Raw genomic sequence first — 17,057 nt, 5'->3', positions numbered from 1 at the left:
AGCCCGAGCTGGAAACCGAGCCGGCGCTTGAATCCGTGCCCGAATCCGAGCTGGAAACCGAGCCGGCGCTTGAATCCATGCCCGAGCCCGAGCTGGAACCCGAGTCGGCGCTTGAATCCGTGCCCGAGCTGGAGACCGTGCTCGAACCGGAGCCCGAGCCGAAGCCCGAACCTGAGCCTGAGCCCGAGCCCGAACCCCTTCCGCGACCCCAGCCGAGTTTCGAACCGCTGATGTGGTTGAATGTGTTGGCGCGCAGCCAGGATGCGGTTCGCGAGGCGCGCATCGACAACGTCGAGGTGGTCTTGATGGAGGATCAATCGGTCAAGGTCAGCGTGCAGGGACCGATGTTCTTCGAACTCGGGAAGGCGACGTTGCAGTCCGAGGTGCTGGAGTTCCTCGATCGCTTGGCGCTCGTGATCGAGCAAACGCCCTTCGCCGTGCAGGTGATCGGGCACACCGATGACGTCCCGATGCGCAATACGGAGCTGTTTCCGAGCAACTGGGAGCTGTCCGCCGCGCGCGCGGCGCGCGTGGCGCGCTATCTCATCGACAGCGCCGGCCTCGATCCGCGCCGCTTCACGGTCATCGGACGTGGCGAGATGGAGCCGGCCGTTCCCAACACCTCGGACGCCAATCGCGCGCTCAATCGGCGCGTGGAGATCATCATTACCCGAGACGAGGTCGAGCCCAAGGAGACGGCGCAATGAGTCTATTGAATTATCTGGCCGCGCTCTTCTTCGGCGTGCTCTTCGTCGCCAGTTTCGCGCTCGGGAACGATGCCGGGCTGTTCGTGAACCTGGTCGGCCTGAGTATCGTCATCTCCGGCACCCTGGGCGCGACCTTCCTCAGCTATCCCGTCGGCGACATCCGCTCCGCGTTATTCGTCGCCCGCAACAGTTACACGCGCAAGCTGCCCACCGAGCACGAGATCATCAACTCGCTGCTGGACATGGCGGTGCGCTCGCGCTACCAAGGGATGCTGGCGTTGGAGGAACTCGAGGATCAGACCACGATCAGCTTCCTGCGCTCGGCCCTCGGCATGCTCGTGGATGGCTATCGGCCCGCCGAGGTACAAGAGATCCTCTCCACCGAGATGCACTATTTCCGCCAGCGCCGCGCGCAGCATGAAAAGCTGTTCCGGCACATGGCGCGACTGGCGCCGGCCTTCGGCGTGGCCGGCTCGGTGGTCGGGCTGATCGGGATGCTGACCGGGATCGGCGAGCCCGAGATCATCATCAGCACCATTCCGATCGCGCTGACCTCGACCCTCTACGGGATCGTGCTCGGCAATTTCCTGCTGATGCCGGTCGCCGAGAACATTCATGCCAAGACCGAAAAGGAGCTGATGCTGCAGATGCTGATCAGCGACGGCGTGCTGGCGATCCTGCAAGAGCAGCACAACACGATCAAGCTGACCAAGAAGCTGGAGTCGTTCCTCACGCCCTCCGGGCGCACGGATGCCTCGCCGAGTCTGCTCGAGATTCGCGATCGCTATCAGGCATTGCGCGGCAAGACCATGACCGAGGACGACCCCCGGGCACCGGCCGGAGCGGTGGCGGGTCAGGCCAAGCGCTCCTGATCGAGGTCGCCGTTGAAGCCGGAGATGGCGCTCCCTAGGGGATTCGAACCCCTGTTACCGGCGTGAGAGGCCGACGTCCTAACCACTAGACGAAGGGAGCGGAAGCGATGTGGAGAATCGCGTATTATACGCAGGTTGCTGGCGCGCTCAAGTCGAAATCGCCGCTTCGGTTCAGTCATCACGCTCACCTTTAAGGAATCCTGGTCCGCTTGCTTCCCGATACGCTCCCCGAACCGCTGATCGTCCCGCGCCCGGAGCACACGATCTCGCGCGCCAACATCAGCCCGAACGCGCTCAAGGTGCTCAACCGCCTCAAGCAAGCCGGATTTCAGGCGTATCTGGTCGGTGGCGGCGTGCGCGATCTGCTGCTGGGCCATGAGCCCAAGGATTTCGACATCGCCACCGATGCGACGCCGGAGGAGGTGCGGGACGTGTTTCGCAATTGCCGGCTGATCGGGCGGCGGTTCCGGCTCGCGCATGTCTTCTTCGGACGCGAGATCGTCGAGGTCGCGACCTTTCGCGGCAGCCATGCCGAGGGCGGCAGCGAGACCCAGGTGACCGAGCAGGGCATGATCCTGCGCGATAACGTCTACGGCAGCATCACCGAGGACGCCTTGCGCCGGGACTTCACGGTCAATGCGCTCTACTACAATATCGCCGATTTCTCGCTGGTCGACTACGCCGGCGGGCTCGCCGATATCGAACAGGGCTGTCTGCGCCTGATCGGCGATGATCCGGTGGCCCGCTACCGCGAGGATCCGGTGCGGATGCTGCGCGCGGTCCGCTTTGCCTGCAAGCTCGGTTTCGTCATCGATCCGGACTGCGCGGCGCCGATCCGCGACCTGGCCGAGTTGCTCGGCGAGATCTCGCCGGCGCGCCTGTTCGAGGAGACCTTGAAGCTCTTCCACGGCGGTTTTGCGCTGCAGGCCTTCGAGAAGCTGCGTCACCATGATCTGTTCGCGCAACTGTTCCCCGAAACCGATGCCTGTCTCGCGCGCCAGGATCACGACTTCCCGATCACCTTCGTCAGTCGCGGACTCGATAACACCGATCGGCGCATCCTCGAGGGCAAGCCCGTCGCCCCCGCGTTCTTGTTCGCGGTCCTGCTGTGGGAGCCGGTACGGTTGCGCTATCGGGCCCTGCTGGGCGAGGGGATGGCCTCGGCCGAGGCCATGGCCTTGGCCGCGCACGAAGTCGCCTCGGCCCAGCAGCGGCGGGTGGCGATTCAGAAACGCTTCGCGCTGCCGATGCGCGAGATCTGGGCCATGCAGCCGCAGCTCGAACGCCGCCAGGGCAAGCGTCCGCTGGTGCTGCTGAGCCATCCGCGCTTTCGTGCCGCCTACGATTTCCTGCTCCTGCGCGCGGAGGCCGGCGAGACCGATCCCGAACTCGCCCAGTGGTGGGCGCGCTTTCAGGAGGTCGATGCCGCCGAGCGGGTCAAGATGCTCGGTGGTTCAGCGGCGCGCAAGCGCAAACGGCGGAAGCGCAAGCCGAAGACCGAGGCGGCTGCCAAGCCGGCTGCGGGCAAGGATGCGGCCGCGGCCAGCGATACCGGCGCGCCGACCTCGATGCCGCCGTCCACCGGGCCGGCCCATGACTGAATCGCCCATGGCGGCCGCGCCTGCGGCTGAGTCGCCAAGCGCTGACTCGACCTTGGCGGGGAACCCGCCGCGCCTGCCGGTCTACATTGGGCTGGGCGCCAATCTCGCCGATCCGCGCCGTCAGGTGGAGCAGGCGCTATTGGAGCTGCGGAGGTTGCCGCAGTCGCGACTAGCCGCGGTCTCGCCGCTCTATCGCACCGCGCCCGTCGGCCCCGCCGATCAGCCGGATTTCATCAATGCGGTCGCCTGTCTGGAGACGGCGTTGGAACCATTGGCTTTGCTCTCGGCGCTACAGCAGATCGAACGTCGTCACGGGCGCATCCGCACCGGCCGCCGTTGGGGACCGCGCACCCTGGATCTGGATATCCTGCTGATCGCCAACCGCGTGCTGGAGATGCCAAGCCTGCGCGTGCCGCATCCGCACATGCATGCGCGAGCGTTCGTGTTGGGGCCTCTCGCCGATATCGCGCCGCCGGGGCTGGAGATCCCTGGTCATGGCCGCTTGGGCGCGCTGCTGGCGGGGGTTGCCGAGGAGGTCCGCGCCATGATGCCATTGCCATTGCGCGACGATGCGCCGCGCTTCCATAGCCGCCGATGCGGGAGTCTTTGAGCTCAATGTCAGCCGAAGCCATGACCACGACGACCTTGCTCGCGCGCAAGCAGCGGCGCGAGCCGATCGCCTGTTTGACCTGTTACGACGCCGCCTTCGCCCAGCTGCTCGAACGCGCTGGCGTCGAGGTGCTGCTGGTGGGCGACTCATTGGGCATGGTGGTCCAGGGCCAGGCCACCACGGTGCCCGTGAGCCTGGAGCAGATGGTCTATCACAGCCGCTGCGTGACCCGGGTCGCGCGCCAGAGCCTGGTCATCGCCGATCTGCCGTTCATGAGCTACGCGACGCCGGAGCGGGCCTTGGAGTCCACCGCCCGCCTGATGGGCGAGGGCGGCGCCGCGATGGTCAAGCTCGAGGGCGGCGCGGCGCTAGCGGAGACCGTGGCCCGCCTGACCGCGTTCGGCGCCCCGGTCTGCGCCCACCTCGGGCTGCTGCCGCAGTCGATCCATCAGCTCGGCGGTTATCGGGTGCAGGGTCGGGATGCCGAGATGGCCGCGCGCATCGAGGCCGACGCGTTGGCCTTGCAAGCGGCCGGCGCCTCGCTGCTGGTGCTGGAATGCGTGCCGAGCGCCTTGGCGACGGCGCTGGCGCAGCGGCTGCGCATCCCGGTGATCGGCATCGGCGCCGGCAAGGGCTGTGACGGCCAGGTGCTGGTGCTGCACGATATCCTCGGGCTGACGCCGGGCAAGGCGCCGCGTTTCAGCAAGAATTTCCTCGCCGACCTCGGCGCGGGCGGGTTCGCCGAAGACCAGGCCGATGGCGCGACCGCGGATCAGGCCGCCGATCGGACAGGCGCGGCGGCGCATGGGCGCCCGGCTGACAGGACCGGCATCAGCATCGAGGCAGCGGTGCGCGCCTATGTCGCCGCCGTCAAGACCGGCACTTTCCCGGCACCGGAACACACCCTGGCCTGAGGCTGAACCCATGGAACGGATCGAACGACTGCAACGGCTCCGCGAGCGGCGCGGCGCATGGCGCCAGGCCGGTCTTCGCGTCGCCCTGGTGCCCACCATGGGCAACCTGCACGTGGGCCATCTGTCGCTGATCCACGAGGCCGCCGCGCGCGCCGAGCGCGTGGTCGCGAGCGTCTTCGTCAATCCGCTGCAGTTCGGCGCTGGCGAGGACTTCAGCCAGTATCCGCGCACCCTGGAGCACGATGCGGACATGCTGCGCGATGCCGGCTGCGATCTGCTGTTCGCGCCGGCCGAGGCCGAGGTCTATCCGCGTGGGCGCGCGGCACAGACGGTGATCGAGGTGCCCGGCCTGGGCGATCAGCTCTGTGGCGCCAGCCGGCCGGGCCATTTTCGCGGCGTTGCCACCGTGGTCGCGAAGCTGCTCAACATGGTGCAGCCGGAGGTCGCGATCTTCGGCGAGAAGGACTTCCAGCAACTGCTGATCATCCGCCGCATGGTCGACGACCTCGACCTGCCGGTCGAGATTGTCGGCGCGCCGATCGTGCGCGAGCGAGACGGACTCGCGATGAGTTCGCGCAATAGCTATCTCAGCGCCGCCGAGCGGGCGATCGCGCCCCGGCTCTATGCCAACCTGGTCACGGCTGCGACGCGCTTGCGCAGCGGCGCGAGCTGCGCCGCGGTCGAGCATGAGGCCGAGCAGGCGCTGGCGGCGGCCGGCTTCGAGCCGGACTATGTGAGTGTGCGGCGCCGCTCGGATCTCGCCACGCCCGATCCGCTCTCGGACTCCGCACCCGACCGCGCGCTGATCATCCTCGCGGCGGCTCGGCTCGGGCGTGCCCGTCTGATCGATAATCTCGCCTGCGATCTGGATGCGCCGCCTGCCTAGCCAGCGCCAGGGTTGAGGCGATAGAATATATTGCACCGCAGCATCCGCACCGGCCGGCCCGCTCACCAACCCGGCTCGCAGGCCCATCCCGTCCATTCACCGGTGCGCGCATGCCCCCAACCTTGACGATGATCACACTGGCCTCGTGCGCGGCGCCCCTGTGCCGACAGGCCAGCCGTGATGACAGAAGGCCGTTGCCCAGGGAGACGACGATCCATGCAACTCACTCTGCTCAAATGCAAGCTTCATCGCGTGTGCGTGACGCAGGCCGAACTCGACTACGAAGGCTCCTGCGCCATCGACGAAGACCTGATGCGCCAGGCGGGCATCCGTGAGTTCGAGCAACTGCACATCTACAACCTCGCCAATGGCGAGCGTTTCAGCACCTACGCGATTCGCGCCGAGGCAGGCTCGCGGACGATCTCCATCAATGGCGCCGCCGCGCACAAGGCCAGCCCCGGCGATCGACTCATCATCTGCTGTTACGCGGTGATGGACGAGCAGGAAGCGGCCCGCTTCGAGCCCACGCTGGTGTATTGCGACGCGCACAACCAGGTGATCCGGCTCGGGCATCGGATTCCGGTCCAGGCGGCCTGAGAAGATCAGGCCGAAAGCGCCTCGGTCTGCTCCAGGCGCGCGCCGAGCGCTTCTTCATAGAAGGTCTCATAACGCTTGGCGCTCGCCTCCCAACTGAGATCCTGGGTCATGCCGGTCTGCATCAACTGACGCCAGGTATCGGGCTCCTGGCGATACAGCGCCAGCGCGCGTTCGAGCGCGCCCCAGAGCGCCTCGGCATCGGGGTTGTCGAACAGGAAGCCGGTCGCCTGGTTGCCGGCGAGGGTATGCGGGTTGGTATCGACCACGGTGTCGGCGAGCCCGCCGGTGCGACGCACGACCGGTACCGTGCCGTAGCGCAGGCTGTACATCTGATTCAGCCCGCAAGGCTCGAAGCGCGAGGGCATCAGGAACAGATCGCTGCCGGCCTCGATCAGGTGCGCGCGCGCCTCGTCATAGCCGATGCGCACGCTGAGATGGTTCGGGTAGCGCGCGGCCTGCTCCAGCAGGCGTTGCTCGAGCGCGCGCTCGCCCTCGCCTTGCATCACCAGCTGGATGTCTCCCCGTGCCAGCAGCCGTGGCAACAGATCCAGGATCATATCGACCCCCTTCTGCTCGACCAGCCGGCCGACATGACCGAGCACCAGGCTGTGCTCGGCATGCGGGAGATCGAAATGGTGCTGCAGCGCGACCTTGTTGGCGGCTTTCAGCTCCAGGCTGTCACGGCCGTAATTCTGGGGCAGGGTCGCGTCGTGCAGCGGGTCCCAGATGTGATAATCGATGCCGTTGAGGATGCCTTGGAAGCGACTGCCGAGCTGTCTGAGCAGCCCGTCGAATCCACAGCCATAAGCGGCCGTGCGCGCCTCGGCAGCGTAGGTGGGACTGACGGTGTTGATGCGATCGGCAAAGACGATGCCGCCCTTGAGGAATGACATGCGTTGATGATATTCGACCCCGCCGATCGACCAGAGCGCCGGCGGGAGTCCGAGCCGATCGAAGATCGCGCGCTCGAACAGGCCCTGATAGGCCAGATTATGCACCGTGAAGACGATCGCCGGGCGTTCCTCGTAGTCGTTGAGGAACACCGGCGCGAGCCCGGTCTGCCAGTCGTTGCAGTGGAGGATATCCGGGCGCCAGTCGAGCGTGGGCAGGCCCAGCGCAACCCGCGCGAGCACGCGCGCGAAGAGCAGGAAACGCTCCGGATTATCGCCCCAGTCGCCACCGCTGACGTCGGTGTAGGGATTGCCCTCGCGGCAGAAGTAGGCCGGCGCCTCGATCAGATAGACCGGCAGATCGCGGTCCGGGAGCAGGCCGCCGAGCAGCGACACGGGCCCTTGGGTGTTCTTGAGCCTCAGCTCGCTGAGCACCCGCAGTTCGCGCACCAGGCGTTTGGCTTGCGGATAAGCCGGGATGATCAAACGCGCATCGTGGCCGAGTTCGCGCAGCGCGGCGGGCAGGCTGGAAGCCACATCGGCGAGCCCGCCGGTCTTGACCAGCGGGTGCGCTTCGCTACTGGCGAACAGAACGGCTTGGCCGCCGCGAGCGAGAGAAGGGAACATGGGGAGGGTCCAAGGCTTGTGATGTTAATCTGGCTCACCCACTGAACCTAACATAAAACGTTTGTCATGAGGGGGCTCATATGCCGACGGACTGCACGCTGGTGATCTTTGGTTCGACCGGGAATCTTTCACAAATCAAGCTGTTGCCGGCGCTCTATCATCTCGAGTTAGCGGGGCATCTGCCCCCTTCGATGCGGGTGCTCGGCTTTGGACGACGCGATTGGAGCGATCAACACTGGCGCGATGAGGTGCGCGGTTGGGTCGAGCAATCGGCGCGCGGCGGGCTCGACGAGGCGGCGCTAGAGCGCTTGCTCGACCGGCTCTACTTCGTCGCGGGCGACCTCACCGACGGGGCCGGCTTCGAGCGTTTGGCCGAGCGGCTGCGCGGCGAGGAGGGCTTTCCGCGCAACCTGATCTTTTATCTGGCCATTGCGCCCGGCCAATATGGGGCGACGGTCGACGGGCTGGCGGCGCGCGGGCTCAACCAGCAGAACCAGGGCTGGGCGCGGCTGGTGGTGGAAAAGCCTTTCGGCTACGACCTGGAGAGTGCCGAAATCCTCGATCAGCAACTGCACCGGCATTTCGATGAAGAGCAGATCTACCGCATCGATCATTACCTGGGCAAGAGCACGGTGCAGAACGTGCTGGTGTTCCGCTTCGCCAACCTGCTGCTCGAACCCCTTTGGAATCGCAATTACATCGATCATGTCCAGATCACCCATGCCGAGGCGCGCGGCATCGGCAGCCGCGCCGGCTTCTACGATGGGGTCGGCGCCCTGCGCGATATGCTCCAGAGCCATCTGCTGCAGATGCTGACGCTGGTGGCGATGGAGCCGCCGCCAAGCCTGGATGCCGAGGCGTTGCGCGACGAAAAGGTGAAGGTCTTGCGCTCGATCCGCCCGATCAGCCGCCAGGCGGTGCATGCGCAGGCCTTTCGCGCTCAATACCGGGCCGGCGAGGTCGCAGGCGAGCAGGTTCCGGGCTATCTCGACGAGCCGGGAATCGACCCGCAGAGCGCGACCGAGACCTATGCCGCGCTCAAGCTCTATATCGACAACTGGCGCTGGCGCAACGTGCCCTTCTACCTGCGCACCGGCAAGCGCATGACGGGCACCGACTCGCTGATCAGCATCCGCTTTCGCCATCCGCCGCAGCAGTTGTTCCAGGACACCCCGATCGCGCAGCTCGATCCGAACTGGCTGCTGATCAACATCCAGCCCACCGAGTGCATTCGCATGGAATTGCAGGTGAAGCAGGCCGGCCTCGAGATGCGCACCGTCACTGAGCGCCTGGATGCCAACACCTGCTCCATGGGCAGCGAACGGATCGATGCCTATGAGGCGCTGCTGCTGGATATCATCGAGGGTGATCATTCGCTGTTCCTGCGCTACGACGAGGTCAATTACGCCTGGCGCATCGTCGATCCGATCCTCAAGCTCTGGGCCACCGAACGCGATTTCATCCATACCTACGCCGCCGGTTCCTGGGGACCGGCCGAGGCGACGCGGCTGTTCGACAAGGAGGATCAAGACTGGCGCAATGGGCTTGACGGTTGAGGGCGAGCGGCACCGAGGGCCTGCCAATCCCGTCAGGCCGGTGTTACGTCGAGACGCTGCCAGCGTACAATCGCCATCGATCGACCATCCATGCAGCCGAGGGAGTCCCAAACATGGCACTCGTGAGTTCGACCCCAGAATGGCAGGCCCTGCAACAGCACTGGCAACAGATGCGCGCGCGGCACATGCGCGATCTGTTCGCCGCCGATCCCGCGCGCGCCGAACGGATGACCGCGGATGCGGCGGGGCTGCATCTGGATTACTCCAAGCACATCGCCACCGACGAGACCCTGCGGCTGCTCTTCGATCTCGCGCGCGCGGTCGATCTCGAGCGCTGGCGCGAGCGCATGTTCAGCGGCGAGCACATCAATGTCAGCGAGGATCGCGCCGTGCTGCACACGGCGCTGCGCAACCGCAGCAGCGAGCGCGTGCTGGTCGACGGCGAGGATGTGATGCCGGCGGTCGAGGGCGTGCTCGCGCGCCTGCGCGACTTCAGCGAACGAGTGCGCTCGGGCGAGTGGAAGGGGCATACCGGCAAGGCCATCGCCGATGTGGTCAACATCGGCATCGGCGGCTCCAACCTGGGGCCGAAGATGGTCTGCGAGGCACTCAAGCCCTATCAGTCGGAGCGTCCGCGCCCACACTTCGTGTCCAACGTCGACGGCACCCATCTGGCCGAGACGGTGCGCCGCCTAAATCCCGAGACCACGCTCTTCATCGTCGCCTCCAAGACCTTCACCACGCAGGAGACCATGACCAACGCCCAAAGCGCCCGGCGCTGGCTGGTCGAGGCCCTGGCTGATGACAAGGCGGTGCGCAACCACTTCGTCGCCGTCTCCACCAACACCGAGCAGGTCGCCGAGTTCGGTATCGATACCGATCAGATGTTCGAGTTCTGGGATTGGGTCGGCGGGCGTTACTCGCTGTGGTCGGCGATCGGGCTGCCGATCGCGATCGCGGTGGGTTTTGACCGTTTCGCCGAGCTGCTCGCCGGCGCGCACGCGATGGATGTGCACTTCCGCTCGGCGCCGCTGGAGGAGAACCTGCCAGTGATCCTGGGCCTGCTCGGGGTCTGGTATAGCAATTTTGCCGGTGCCAAGACGCATGCGATCCTGCCCTATGATCAGTCCCTGCAACAGTTCCCGGCCTATTTCCAGCAGGGCGACATGGAGAGCAACGGCAAGCATGTGACTCGCGATGGCCAGCGCGTCGATTACACCACCGGCCCGGTGGTCTGGGGCCAGCCCGGCACCGATGGCCAACATGCGTTCTATCAGCTCATCCATCAGGGCACCGAGCTGATCCCGAGCGATTTCATCGCCCCGATCAAGAGCCACAACCCGCTCGGCAACCACCAGGATCTGCTCATCGCCAACTGCCTGGCGCAGGCCGAGGCGCTGATGCGCGGGCGCACATTGCAAGAGGCGAAAGAAGAAATGCTCGCCGCTGGACTCTCGGAGGCCGAGGCAGATCGGCTGGCGCCGCAGCGTCAATTCGATGGCAACCGGCCGACCAACACCCTCCTGATGGAGCAGGTCACGCCGCACAGCTTAGGCGCGCTGATCGCGCTCTATGAGCACAAGATCTTCACCCAGGGCGTCATCTGGGGGATCAACTCGTTCGATCAGTGGGGCGTTGAGCTGGGCAAGAAGCTCGCCAACGCGATCGTCGACGAACTCAAGACCGGCCAGGTCAGCGCCGACCACGATGCCTCGACGGCGGCGCTGCTAGGCTATTTCCTCGCGCGTCGTTAGAATCCGCGCTCAATGCCAACAACGCAGCGCTGATCAGACAGCCCTAAGCCGAGGACCGCACCGATGACCGATGAGACCGATTTCACCTATCTTCGCCATTCGCCCCTGACCGCTGGGCTCAGCGATGAGCAGGTCTATATCTTGGCGGGAATCGCCTACTGCCGGCGACTGGCCGATCAGGAGGTGCTGATCGCGGAAGGCGACGTCGAGAATAGCCTGCATATCATCGCCGAGGGCGGCATCGCCGTGACCCGGGATCTCGGTAAGGGCGAGTTCACCACCATCCATGTGCTCCATACCGGTGATCTTGCCGGCGAGCTGGGCTTCATCAGCGGTCAGCCGCATACCGCGACGCTGCGTTCCCTGGGCCGCACCCAGGTTTGCAGTCTCGAGCGCGAGGCCTTCGAGTCATTGCTCGAGAAGGATCCCTGGTTGGTCTACAACGTGATGCGCAACATCATCCAGGTCAGCCACGACATCCTGCGCCGGATGAATGCGCAGTACGTGGAACTCACCAAGTATGTGTATCGCTCGCACGCGGTGTTCTAAGACGTGGACGCTTTGACGGCGCCCCAGAGCCGGGCATCGTCTCGGCCTGAAGACCCACTGCCCGCCGCCGCTCGCGGCTGCACTCGACGCCGAGGGTGACGGCGAGAAACAGCCGCAACTCAGCACTTGCGACCGCGGTCGCAGCGCCCATCATCCGAGACTGGTCAGTGGAGGTGCATTCCTTGGTCAAGGCAGAAGCCAGTATCGAGATCGAACGCTCTGCGCAGTCGGTCTACCGTTTCATCGCGGAGGGATTCGCGCAGAATTACCCGCGTTGGTCTCCGGAGGTCCAGGAACTGGAGATCACCACCGAGGGTCCGCTGCGGGTTGGCAGTGTCGGGCGGCAGGTGCGCATCGATCAGGGCCGGCGCACCGAATCGGTGTTTCGCATCACCCAGATGGAGCCGGCGCAGCAGCTGTCTTTCGAGAGCCCTTCGCCCAACTTCCACGTCGATTATCGGCTCGCGCCGCAGGCCGAGGATCGCACCCAGCTCACCTTTACCTTCGAGCTGAGGCGCTTGGATCTGTTCATGCGCCCCTTTGAAAGGCTGATCCGACACAGGGTGCAAGAGGGCGCCCAGCGCAATGTGCGCAATCTGAAACGGCTGATCGAGTCCGAGCAGGAGCCGGCACTGGCCTGATGCCGATTTCAGAGGCGGATGTCTTGCTATGGCCGCGCGACCTGATCGCCGTACGGCACTGACCCAAAGGCCCAGATTCCATCGGCTGCGGGAATCGGCGAGTCAGGGTGAATCGCTATCACGCAGGCCGACGCTGCGACCTCGTAGCGCGGCGGCAGTCAGCGCCTTGACCCATGCGTTGCTGGATGCGGATTACCCGTCGGATGCTCGTCCCCGGACTCAGGCAGCAAAGGACGCCCGAAGGTGTCGGCATAGTCCTTCGCATAGGGCGCGAGCGCCCGATAGACATGCGCCGGCACGATGCGCGGCTCGAAACGCCCGAAGCGCTCGCGCACATGCTGCAGATTGCGAAACAGCTTCATCTCGATGATGGCGCGCGCGAATTCGAGTCCGCGTGGCCCACGGTTGCGCTGCAGCCAGGCGATCAGCAGGCGGATCGGTTTCGGTGGCTTGCCGGGCGGGTTGGCGAGCATCTGCAGATAGCGCGGCATGCCGCGCTGGCGATCGCCGGCGCTGCTCGCGGGCTGGAATTCCAGCTCCGGGCGCAGCAGGTCCAACAACGCCTCGCCGCGCTCGCTGCGCGCGAGCACCCATTGCCAACCGAGCGGGGCGCCCATATAGCCGATGGTGATGTCGGCGAGGCTATTCGGATAGTCGAAACAGGATAGACAGGCCGAGGGGAACACGCCGTCGAGCTTGTCCATCGGAAAGTCGATGAAGTTGAGCCGCTCGATGTGGCCATCCTCATGGCGCATCTTCAGGCTGTAGTCCTGCATGAACTCGTAGTGGACGATGGTGCGCGGCGATTTGGAGACCTGATCGAGAAAATAGACCAGGTCCGGGTAGGCGACGTTGTCGCTGCAGGGGATGCCGATCACATCGAGCCGTTCCAGTCCCAACTCGGCCTCGAGCTGCGGTTGAGCCGCGCGCAGCATGTGGACCTGACAACTGGTGCCGATGAAGGCGAGGCGTTTGACGCCGCTCGCGCGCACCTCGTCGAGCAATGCCAGGTTGGGCGAGAGGGCCGGTTTGTTGCCAGCACTCGCGCGCACCTCGTCCGGCGTGCGGGCGAGGATCGGGCGCGGCGCGAAGCGGGTGCCGGGCATGGTCGCGGCGGTGATCACGGCCTCGACCTCGTCGCGTTCGAGCAGCCGCGCGCCGAGCGTGGTGACCATGCCCGACCATTGCGCGCCGGGCACCGGCGATTCCATGCGCGCGATCTGCATCTCGCGATAGACGCCGAAGCGCAGCTCGTCGCCAGCGGCGCGGTTGCGCCCGAACAGCCGCTGCTCGATGGCCTCGGTCCGATTGCGCACGAAGACGCAGGTGTGCGCCATCTCGGGCTTGAGGAAGCTGTCGCAGAGCCCGCAATCGCTGCACAGCTTGGGCCGTCCGGCGAGGCGCGCATCGCGGCTGAGCAGGGTCGTCTCGCGCAGGCCCTTCGAGGGGCCATCGCCCAATAGCTCGGGATCGAGGTCTTGAAAGACGGCAGCGGACGGATCAGGCATGAGAAACGGGCCGGTCGGCGGAGGTTCGATAGGCAGTGGCGCTGTTGTAACCTTGAGACGCCGCGTCTGGGTATGCGTTAGATCAGGCCGGGGCCGGATCGGCCGCCGGCGAGCAGGCGACGCCCTCGGGCGCGTGAAGGGATGTCAGAAACTCGCGGTTCGGCTAGTATTCGCACCATGACGAGTCAATTTTCTATGCCGGCCGCCGCGGATTCCAAGCGTGGGAAGGCCTGCTGCGGCGCCTTGGCTTGGACGCCTTGGAGTGGCTGGAGGGATTGGACCCAATCGCCATCGTCGCGCTCGCGCGGCACCTGATCATCGGCATGAAGACCATGACCGATATCCAGCTGATTGCCACCAGCGTGGCGGTGCTCATCCTTGCCCTGGCGGTCCTGGTGGTCGGTGACGCTCATGTGCGTTTCGCCGGTCGATCCGATGTCAAAGCCAACCAGAACGACGCGTTGCATTGATCGCTCCGCAACGGCCACTCAGCCGCCCGACCAGCCGCCAGCGCCGTGATCGCCGCCACCGCCTGCTGCATCACCCAGACCCGCAGGCGCGCCTTCTCCGGCGCCGTGCCCGCCGCCGGGTCCGCGCACAACCACTCGCAGAGGGCATCGGTCGGCGCCTCGAAATCACAATGACCGGCCTGCGGAATCCGCAACAAACGCGCCTGCTCGTGCTCGACGAAGAGCGCCTCCGCGTTGCCCCGCGCATTGCAATTGGTCGGTGCCCCGGCCAATCCCAACAACGGCCGCTGCAACCGCCGCGCCGCGCGCTCGCCGAGGCCCTGGGCATCGACCAGATCCAGGGTCACCACGCCCAGCGCCTGGCGATCCTGCCGCGCCGCGACCAAGGCCGCCAGGCCGCCGGCCGAGAAGCCGGCATAGATCCGCTTGCCGTCGCCCACCTCGGCTTGCAGATGCCGGGCCAGCGCGATCATATCCAGCCCATTCTGTTGATGGCGCCCGGCCCAGGGCCGCATGTTGCACAGATCCAGCGTTGCCACCGGCAGCCCGGCCGCCGCGATCGCCTCCGCCAAGCCGCGCATCCGCGCCTGCGAGCGCAGGAACCCATGTGCCAACACCACCAACACCGGCGCTCGCGCCGAGCGCGTCGGTGGTGCCTGCGGCCGATAGAGCCGATACGCCAGCGGGCACCCGGTCGTCGAACGCAGCACGCCGTGCTCCAGTACCGCGCTGTCCAATCCAACATCCCATTCAGACGCTGATTCAGACACCGATGCCGGCGTCAATTCGAGGCCACCCGGTACCCAGGGTGGCCGTGAACAACCGGCCATCAGCAGCAGGCCAGCACAGACCCAAATCCCAACACGCCTGCTCATATCCGTTCACCCCAGAGATCCATTCATCTCAGATAGCGGTGCCCACAGCAACGCACAAGCCAACACCAGCAACCAACACCATGCCCCCAACCCCAAGCGCCACTTCACGCCAAACCCCACACCCAGCCCCACGCCCCATCCAACGCCCCGCCGGCGCCGAGCACCCACCCCACCGGCTCGACGCCCTGCTCGCGCGCCTCTACCGCCACCGGGGTCTCGACGGTCCCCTCGAACATCGCCTCGAGGCCCTGCATCCGCTGCAACAGCTGCGCGACATCGACACCGCCGCTGCGCTGCTCGCCGACCACATCCAGGCCCACCGCCGCCTGCTCATCATCGGCGACTACGACGCCGACGGCGCCACCGGTACCGCCGTCGCCCTGCTCGGCCTGCGCGCCCTTGGCGCTGGCCCGCTCGATGCCCTCGTCCCCAGCCGCTTCAACGACGGCTACGGGCTCAGCCCGGCCGTGGTCGATGCCGCCGCCCAACGCCGGCCCGATCTGCTCATCACCGTCGACAACGGCAGCGCCAGTCACGCCGGCCTCGCGCGCGCCCGCGAGCATGGCCTGCCGGTGCTGATCACCGACCACCACCTGCCCGGCGCCGAGGCCCCCGAGGCCGCCGCCCACGTCAACCCCAACCAACCCGGTTGCCCGTTCCCGAGCAAACACCTCGCCGGCGTTGGCGTGCTGTTCTACCTGCTCGTCGCCACCCGCGCCGAACTGCGCCGCCGGGGCTGGTTCCACGGCCCGCGCGCCGAGCCCAACCTCGCCGACCTGCTGGATCTGGTCGCCCTCGGCACGGTGGCCGATGTCGTCACCCTCGACGCCAACAACCGCATCCTCGTCGAACAGGGCCTGCGCCGCATCCGCGCCGGCCGCTGCCGCCCCGGCCTGCGCGCCCTGCTCGAGATCGCCGGCGCCCAGCTTCCCCGCGTCAACGCCCGCGACCTTGCCTTCCTCGCCGCCCCGCGCCTCAACGCCGCCGGCCGCCTCGAACACATGGACGCCGGCATCGCCTGCCTCACCGCCGACCAGCCCCTCGCCGCCATGCGCCATGCCCAACGCCTGCACGCCCTCAATCAGGAGCGCCGCGCCCTCACCCAACGCATGACCGCCGAGGCCGAACAGCTGCTCGCCCGCCAACCGGCGCTCCGCCAGCGCGACCCGCACGCCCCCGCGCATCCCGCCCAGGGCGAGCCCGACGCCCCGCCCGCCGGCCTCTGCCTGTTCGCCGAGGACTGGCACGAAGGCATCATCGGCATCCTCGCCGCGCGCCTGCGCGAACAGTGCCAAGGCCCGGTCATCGCCTTCGCCCCCGGCGGCGATGGCCTGCTCAAAGGCTCCGCCCGTTCCATCGAAGGATTGCACCTGCGCGACTGCCTCGCCGCCGTCGACCGCGACCACCCCGGTCTCATCACCCGCTTCGGCGGTCACGCGATGGCCGCCGGCCTGAGCCTGCCGCGCGCGGCCCTCGACCGCTTCCGCAGCGCCTTCGCCGCTGCCGTCCGCGCGGCCCTCGGGCCGCATCCCGCCATCCCCGTGCTGCACAGCGACGGCGCCCTCGGTCCGGCGCTGCTCAACCTCGCCACCGCCGACGCCCTGCGCACCGCCGCGCCCTGGGGCAAGGGCTTCGACGAACCGCGCTTCGACGGCCCCTTCCAGCTCAGCGCCCCGCGCTTGCTCAAGGACCGCCACCTCAAACTGCGCGTGCACCCCGAACAAGGCCCGGCCCTCGATGCCATCGGCTTCAATCTCGCCCATCAGCACCCGCGCGGCGCCACCCGCGCGCACCTCGTCTACCGCCTCGATATCAACGACTATCGCGGCCTGCGCAGCCCCCAACTCGTCCTCGAACAACTCGAACCGCTGCCGAGCTGAACCGTTCGCGACCGCCAAACCGCCGCTTCTCCACCCGCCTTTGCATTTCCCCAATCGCACTCGGCCGGTCCGCTCACAAACGCCCCAATCACCGCCATCCCCCCCGGGCCACCCGCGCGC

16 protein-coding genes and 1 tRNA gene are annotated in these 17,057 nt (G+C 66.6%); 13 read left to right on the top strand and 4 right to left on the bottom strand.

What is annotated here, in order from left to right; genetic code table 11:
* Positions 1 to 707 (top strand): OmpA family protein (locus ACLFQI_RS01230; protein WP_410756969.1); only part of this gene is annotated, 707 nt, incomplete at its 5' end.
* Positions 704 to 1,579 carry a motility protein A gene (locus ACLFQI_RS01225; RefSeq protein ID WP_410756968.1) on the top strand — a complete coding sequence of 292 codons (876 nt, stop codon included), beginning with the start codon at positions 704 to 706 and terminating at the stop codon, positions 1,577 to 1,579. The genes ACLFQI_RS01230 and ACLFQI_RS01225, both read left to right, overlap by 4 nt.
* Before the next feature lie 25 nt (positions 1,580 to 1,604).
* On the opposite strand, the gene ACLFQI_RS01220 is transcribed toward ACLFQI_RS01225, so the two are convergent.
* Positions 1,605 to 1,679: transfer RNA gene (locus ACLFQI_RS01220), tRNA-Glu, on the bottom strand.
* Positions 1,680 to 1,788: 109 nt separating this feature from the next.
* Between ACLFQI_RS01220 and pcnB the strand changes: the two genes are divergently transcribed.
* From pcnB to panD, 5 genes are all read left to right on the top strand, one after another.
* Positions 1,789 to 3,180, top strand: coding sequence for a polynucleotide adenylyltransferase PcnB (gene pcnB / locus ACLFQI_RS01215; RefSeq protein ID WP_410756967.1), 1,392 nt, complete (start codon positions 1,789 to 1,791; stop codon positions 3,178 to 3,180).
* A complete protein-coding gene (gene folK, locus ACLFQI_RS01210; protein ID WP_410756966.1) occupies positions 3,173 to 3,790 on the top strand; it encodes a 2-amino-4-hydroxy-6-hydroxymethyldihydropteridine diphosphokinase in 618 nt (205 codons plus the stop codon). Before pcnB ends, folK begins: the two co-directional genes overlap by 8 nt.
* A gap of 5 nt (positions 3,791 to 3,795) precedes the next feature.
* Positions 3,796 to 4,704: a 3-methyl-2-oxobutanoate hydroxymethyltransferase gene (panB, locus tag ACLFQI_RS01205; RefSeq protein ID WP_410756965.1), complete on the top strand. Its 909-nt coding sequence runs from the start codon at positions 3,796 to 3,798 to the stop codon at positions 4,702 to 4,704.
* Between the two features lie 10 nt (positions 4,705 to 4,714).
* Positions 4,715 to 5,590, top strand: coding sequence for a pantoate--beta-alanine ligase (gene panC, locus ACLFQI_RS01200; RefSeq protein WP_410756964.1), 876 nt, complete (start codon positions 4,715 to 4,717; stop codon positions 5,588 to 5,590).
* Between the two features lie 216 nt (positions 5,591 to 5,806).
* Positions 5,807 to 6,187: an aspartate 1-decarboxylase gene (gene panD / locus ACLFQI_RS01195; protein ID WP_410756963.1), complete on the top strand. Its 381-nt coding sequence runs from the start codon at positions 5,807 to 5,809 to the stop codon at positions 6,185 to 6,187.
* A gap of 5 nt (positions 6,188 to 6,192) precedes the next feature.
* Here panD and glgA read toward each other — a convergent pair whose 3' ends face one another.
* Positions 6,193 to 7,704, bottom strand: coding sequence for a glycogen synthase GlgA (gene glgA, locus ACLFQI_RS01190; RefSeq protein ID WP_410756962.1), 1,512 nt, complete (start codon positions 7,702 to 7,704; stop codon positions 6,193 to 6,195).
* A gap of 80 nt (positions 7,705 to 7,784) precedes the next feature.
* Here glgA and zwf point away from each other — a divergent pair, with 80 nt between their 5' ends.
* From zwf to ACLFQI_RS01170, 4 genes are all read left to right on the top strand, one after another.
* Complete coding sequence (gene zwf, locus ACLFQI_RS01185) at positions 7,785 to 9,260, top strand: glucose-6-phosphate dehydrogenase (RefSeq protein WP_410756961.1); 1,476 nt, start codon at positions 7,785 to 7,787, stop codon at positions 9,258 to 9,260.
* Positions 9,261 to 9,373: 113 nt separating this feature from the next.
* Positions 9,374 to 11,014, top strand: a complete 1,641-nt coding sequence (gene pgi / locus ACLFQI_RS01180) for a glucose-6-phosphate isomerase (RefSeq protein ID WP_410756960.1) — start codon at positions 9,374 to 9,376, stop codon at positions 11,012 to 11,014.
* 63 nt (positions 11,015 to 11,077) lie between these two features.
* The gene (locus tag ACLFQI_RS01175; RefSeq protein ID WP_410756959.1) at positions 11,078 to 11,563 is read left to right on the top strand and encodes a cyclic nucleotide-binding domain-containing protein; all 486 of its coding nucleotides are present in this window, start codon (positions 11,078 to 11,080) and stop codon (positions 11,561 to 11,563) included.
* Between the two features lie 173 nt (positions 11,564 to 11,736).
* Positions 11,737 to 12,204 (top strand): SRPBCC family protein, encoded by a 468-nt coding sequence (locus ACLFQI_RS01170; protein ID WP_410756972.1) that lies wholly within the window; start codon positions 11,737 to 11,739, stop codon positions 12,202 to 12,204.
* A gap of 158 nt (positions 12,205 to 12,362) precedes the next feature.
* On the opposite strand, the gene ACLFQI_RS01165 is transcribed toward ACLFQI_RS01170, so the two are convergent.
* The gene (locus tag ACLFQI_RS01165) at positions 12,363 to 13,712 is read right to left on the bottom strand and encodes a Coenzyme F420 hydrogenase/dehydrogenase, beta subunit C-terminal domain (RefSeq protein WP_410756958.1); all 1,350 of its coding nucleotides are present in this window, start codon (positions 13,710 to 13,712) and stop codon (positions 12,363 to 12,365) included.
* 323 nt (positions 13,713 to 14,035) lie between these two features.
* Here ACLFQI_RS01165 and ACLFQI_RS01160 point away from each other — a divergent pair, with 323 nt between their 5' ends.
* Positions 14,036 to 14,182 carry a hypothetical protein gene (locus ACLFQI_RS01160; RefSeq protein WP_410756971.1) on the top strand — a complete coding sequence of 49 codons (147 nt, stop codon included), beginning with the start codon at positions 14,036 to 14,038 and terminating at the stop codon, positions 14,180 to 14,182.
* Here ACLFQI_RS01160 and ACLFQI_RS01155 read toward each other — a convergent pair.
* Positions 14,122 to 14,892 carry an alpha/beta hydrolase gene (locus ACLFQI_RS01155; protein ID WP_410756957.1) on the bottom strand — a complete coding sequence of 257 codons (771 nt, stop codon included), beginning with the start codon at positions 14,890 to 14,892 and terminating at the stop codon, positions 14,122 to 14,124. The two genes, ACLFQI_RS01160 and ACLFQI_RS01155, sit on opposite strands and share 61 nt — an antisense overlap.
* Before the next feature lie 245 nt (positions 14,893 to 15,137).
* Here ACLFQI_RS01155 and recJ point away from each other — a divergent pair, with 245 nt between their 5' ends.
* Positions 15,138 to 16,937: a single-stranded-DNA-specific exonuclease RecJ gene (gene recJ / locus ACLFQI_RS01150; protein WP_410756956.1), complete on the top strand. Its 1,800-nt coding sequence runs from the start codon at positions 15,138 to 15,140 to the stop codon at positions 16,935 to 16,937.
* The last annotated feature ends 120 nt before the right edge of the window (positions 16,938 to 17,057 follow it).

Origin of the sequence: Halochromatium sp., assembly GCF_046541315.1 — a bacterium.
GTDB lineage: Bacteria > Pseudomonadota > Gammaproteobacteria > Chromatiales > Chromatiaceae > Lamprobacter.
Note: the sequence above shows the minus strand (reverse complement) of the source record. Positions and strands in the feature narration are given on the sequence as shown.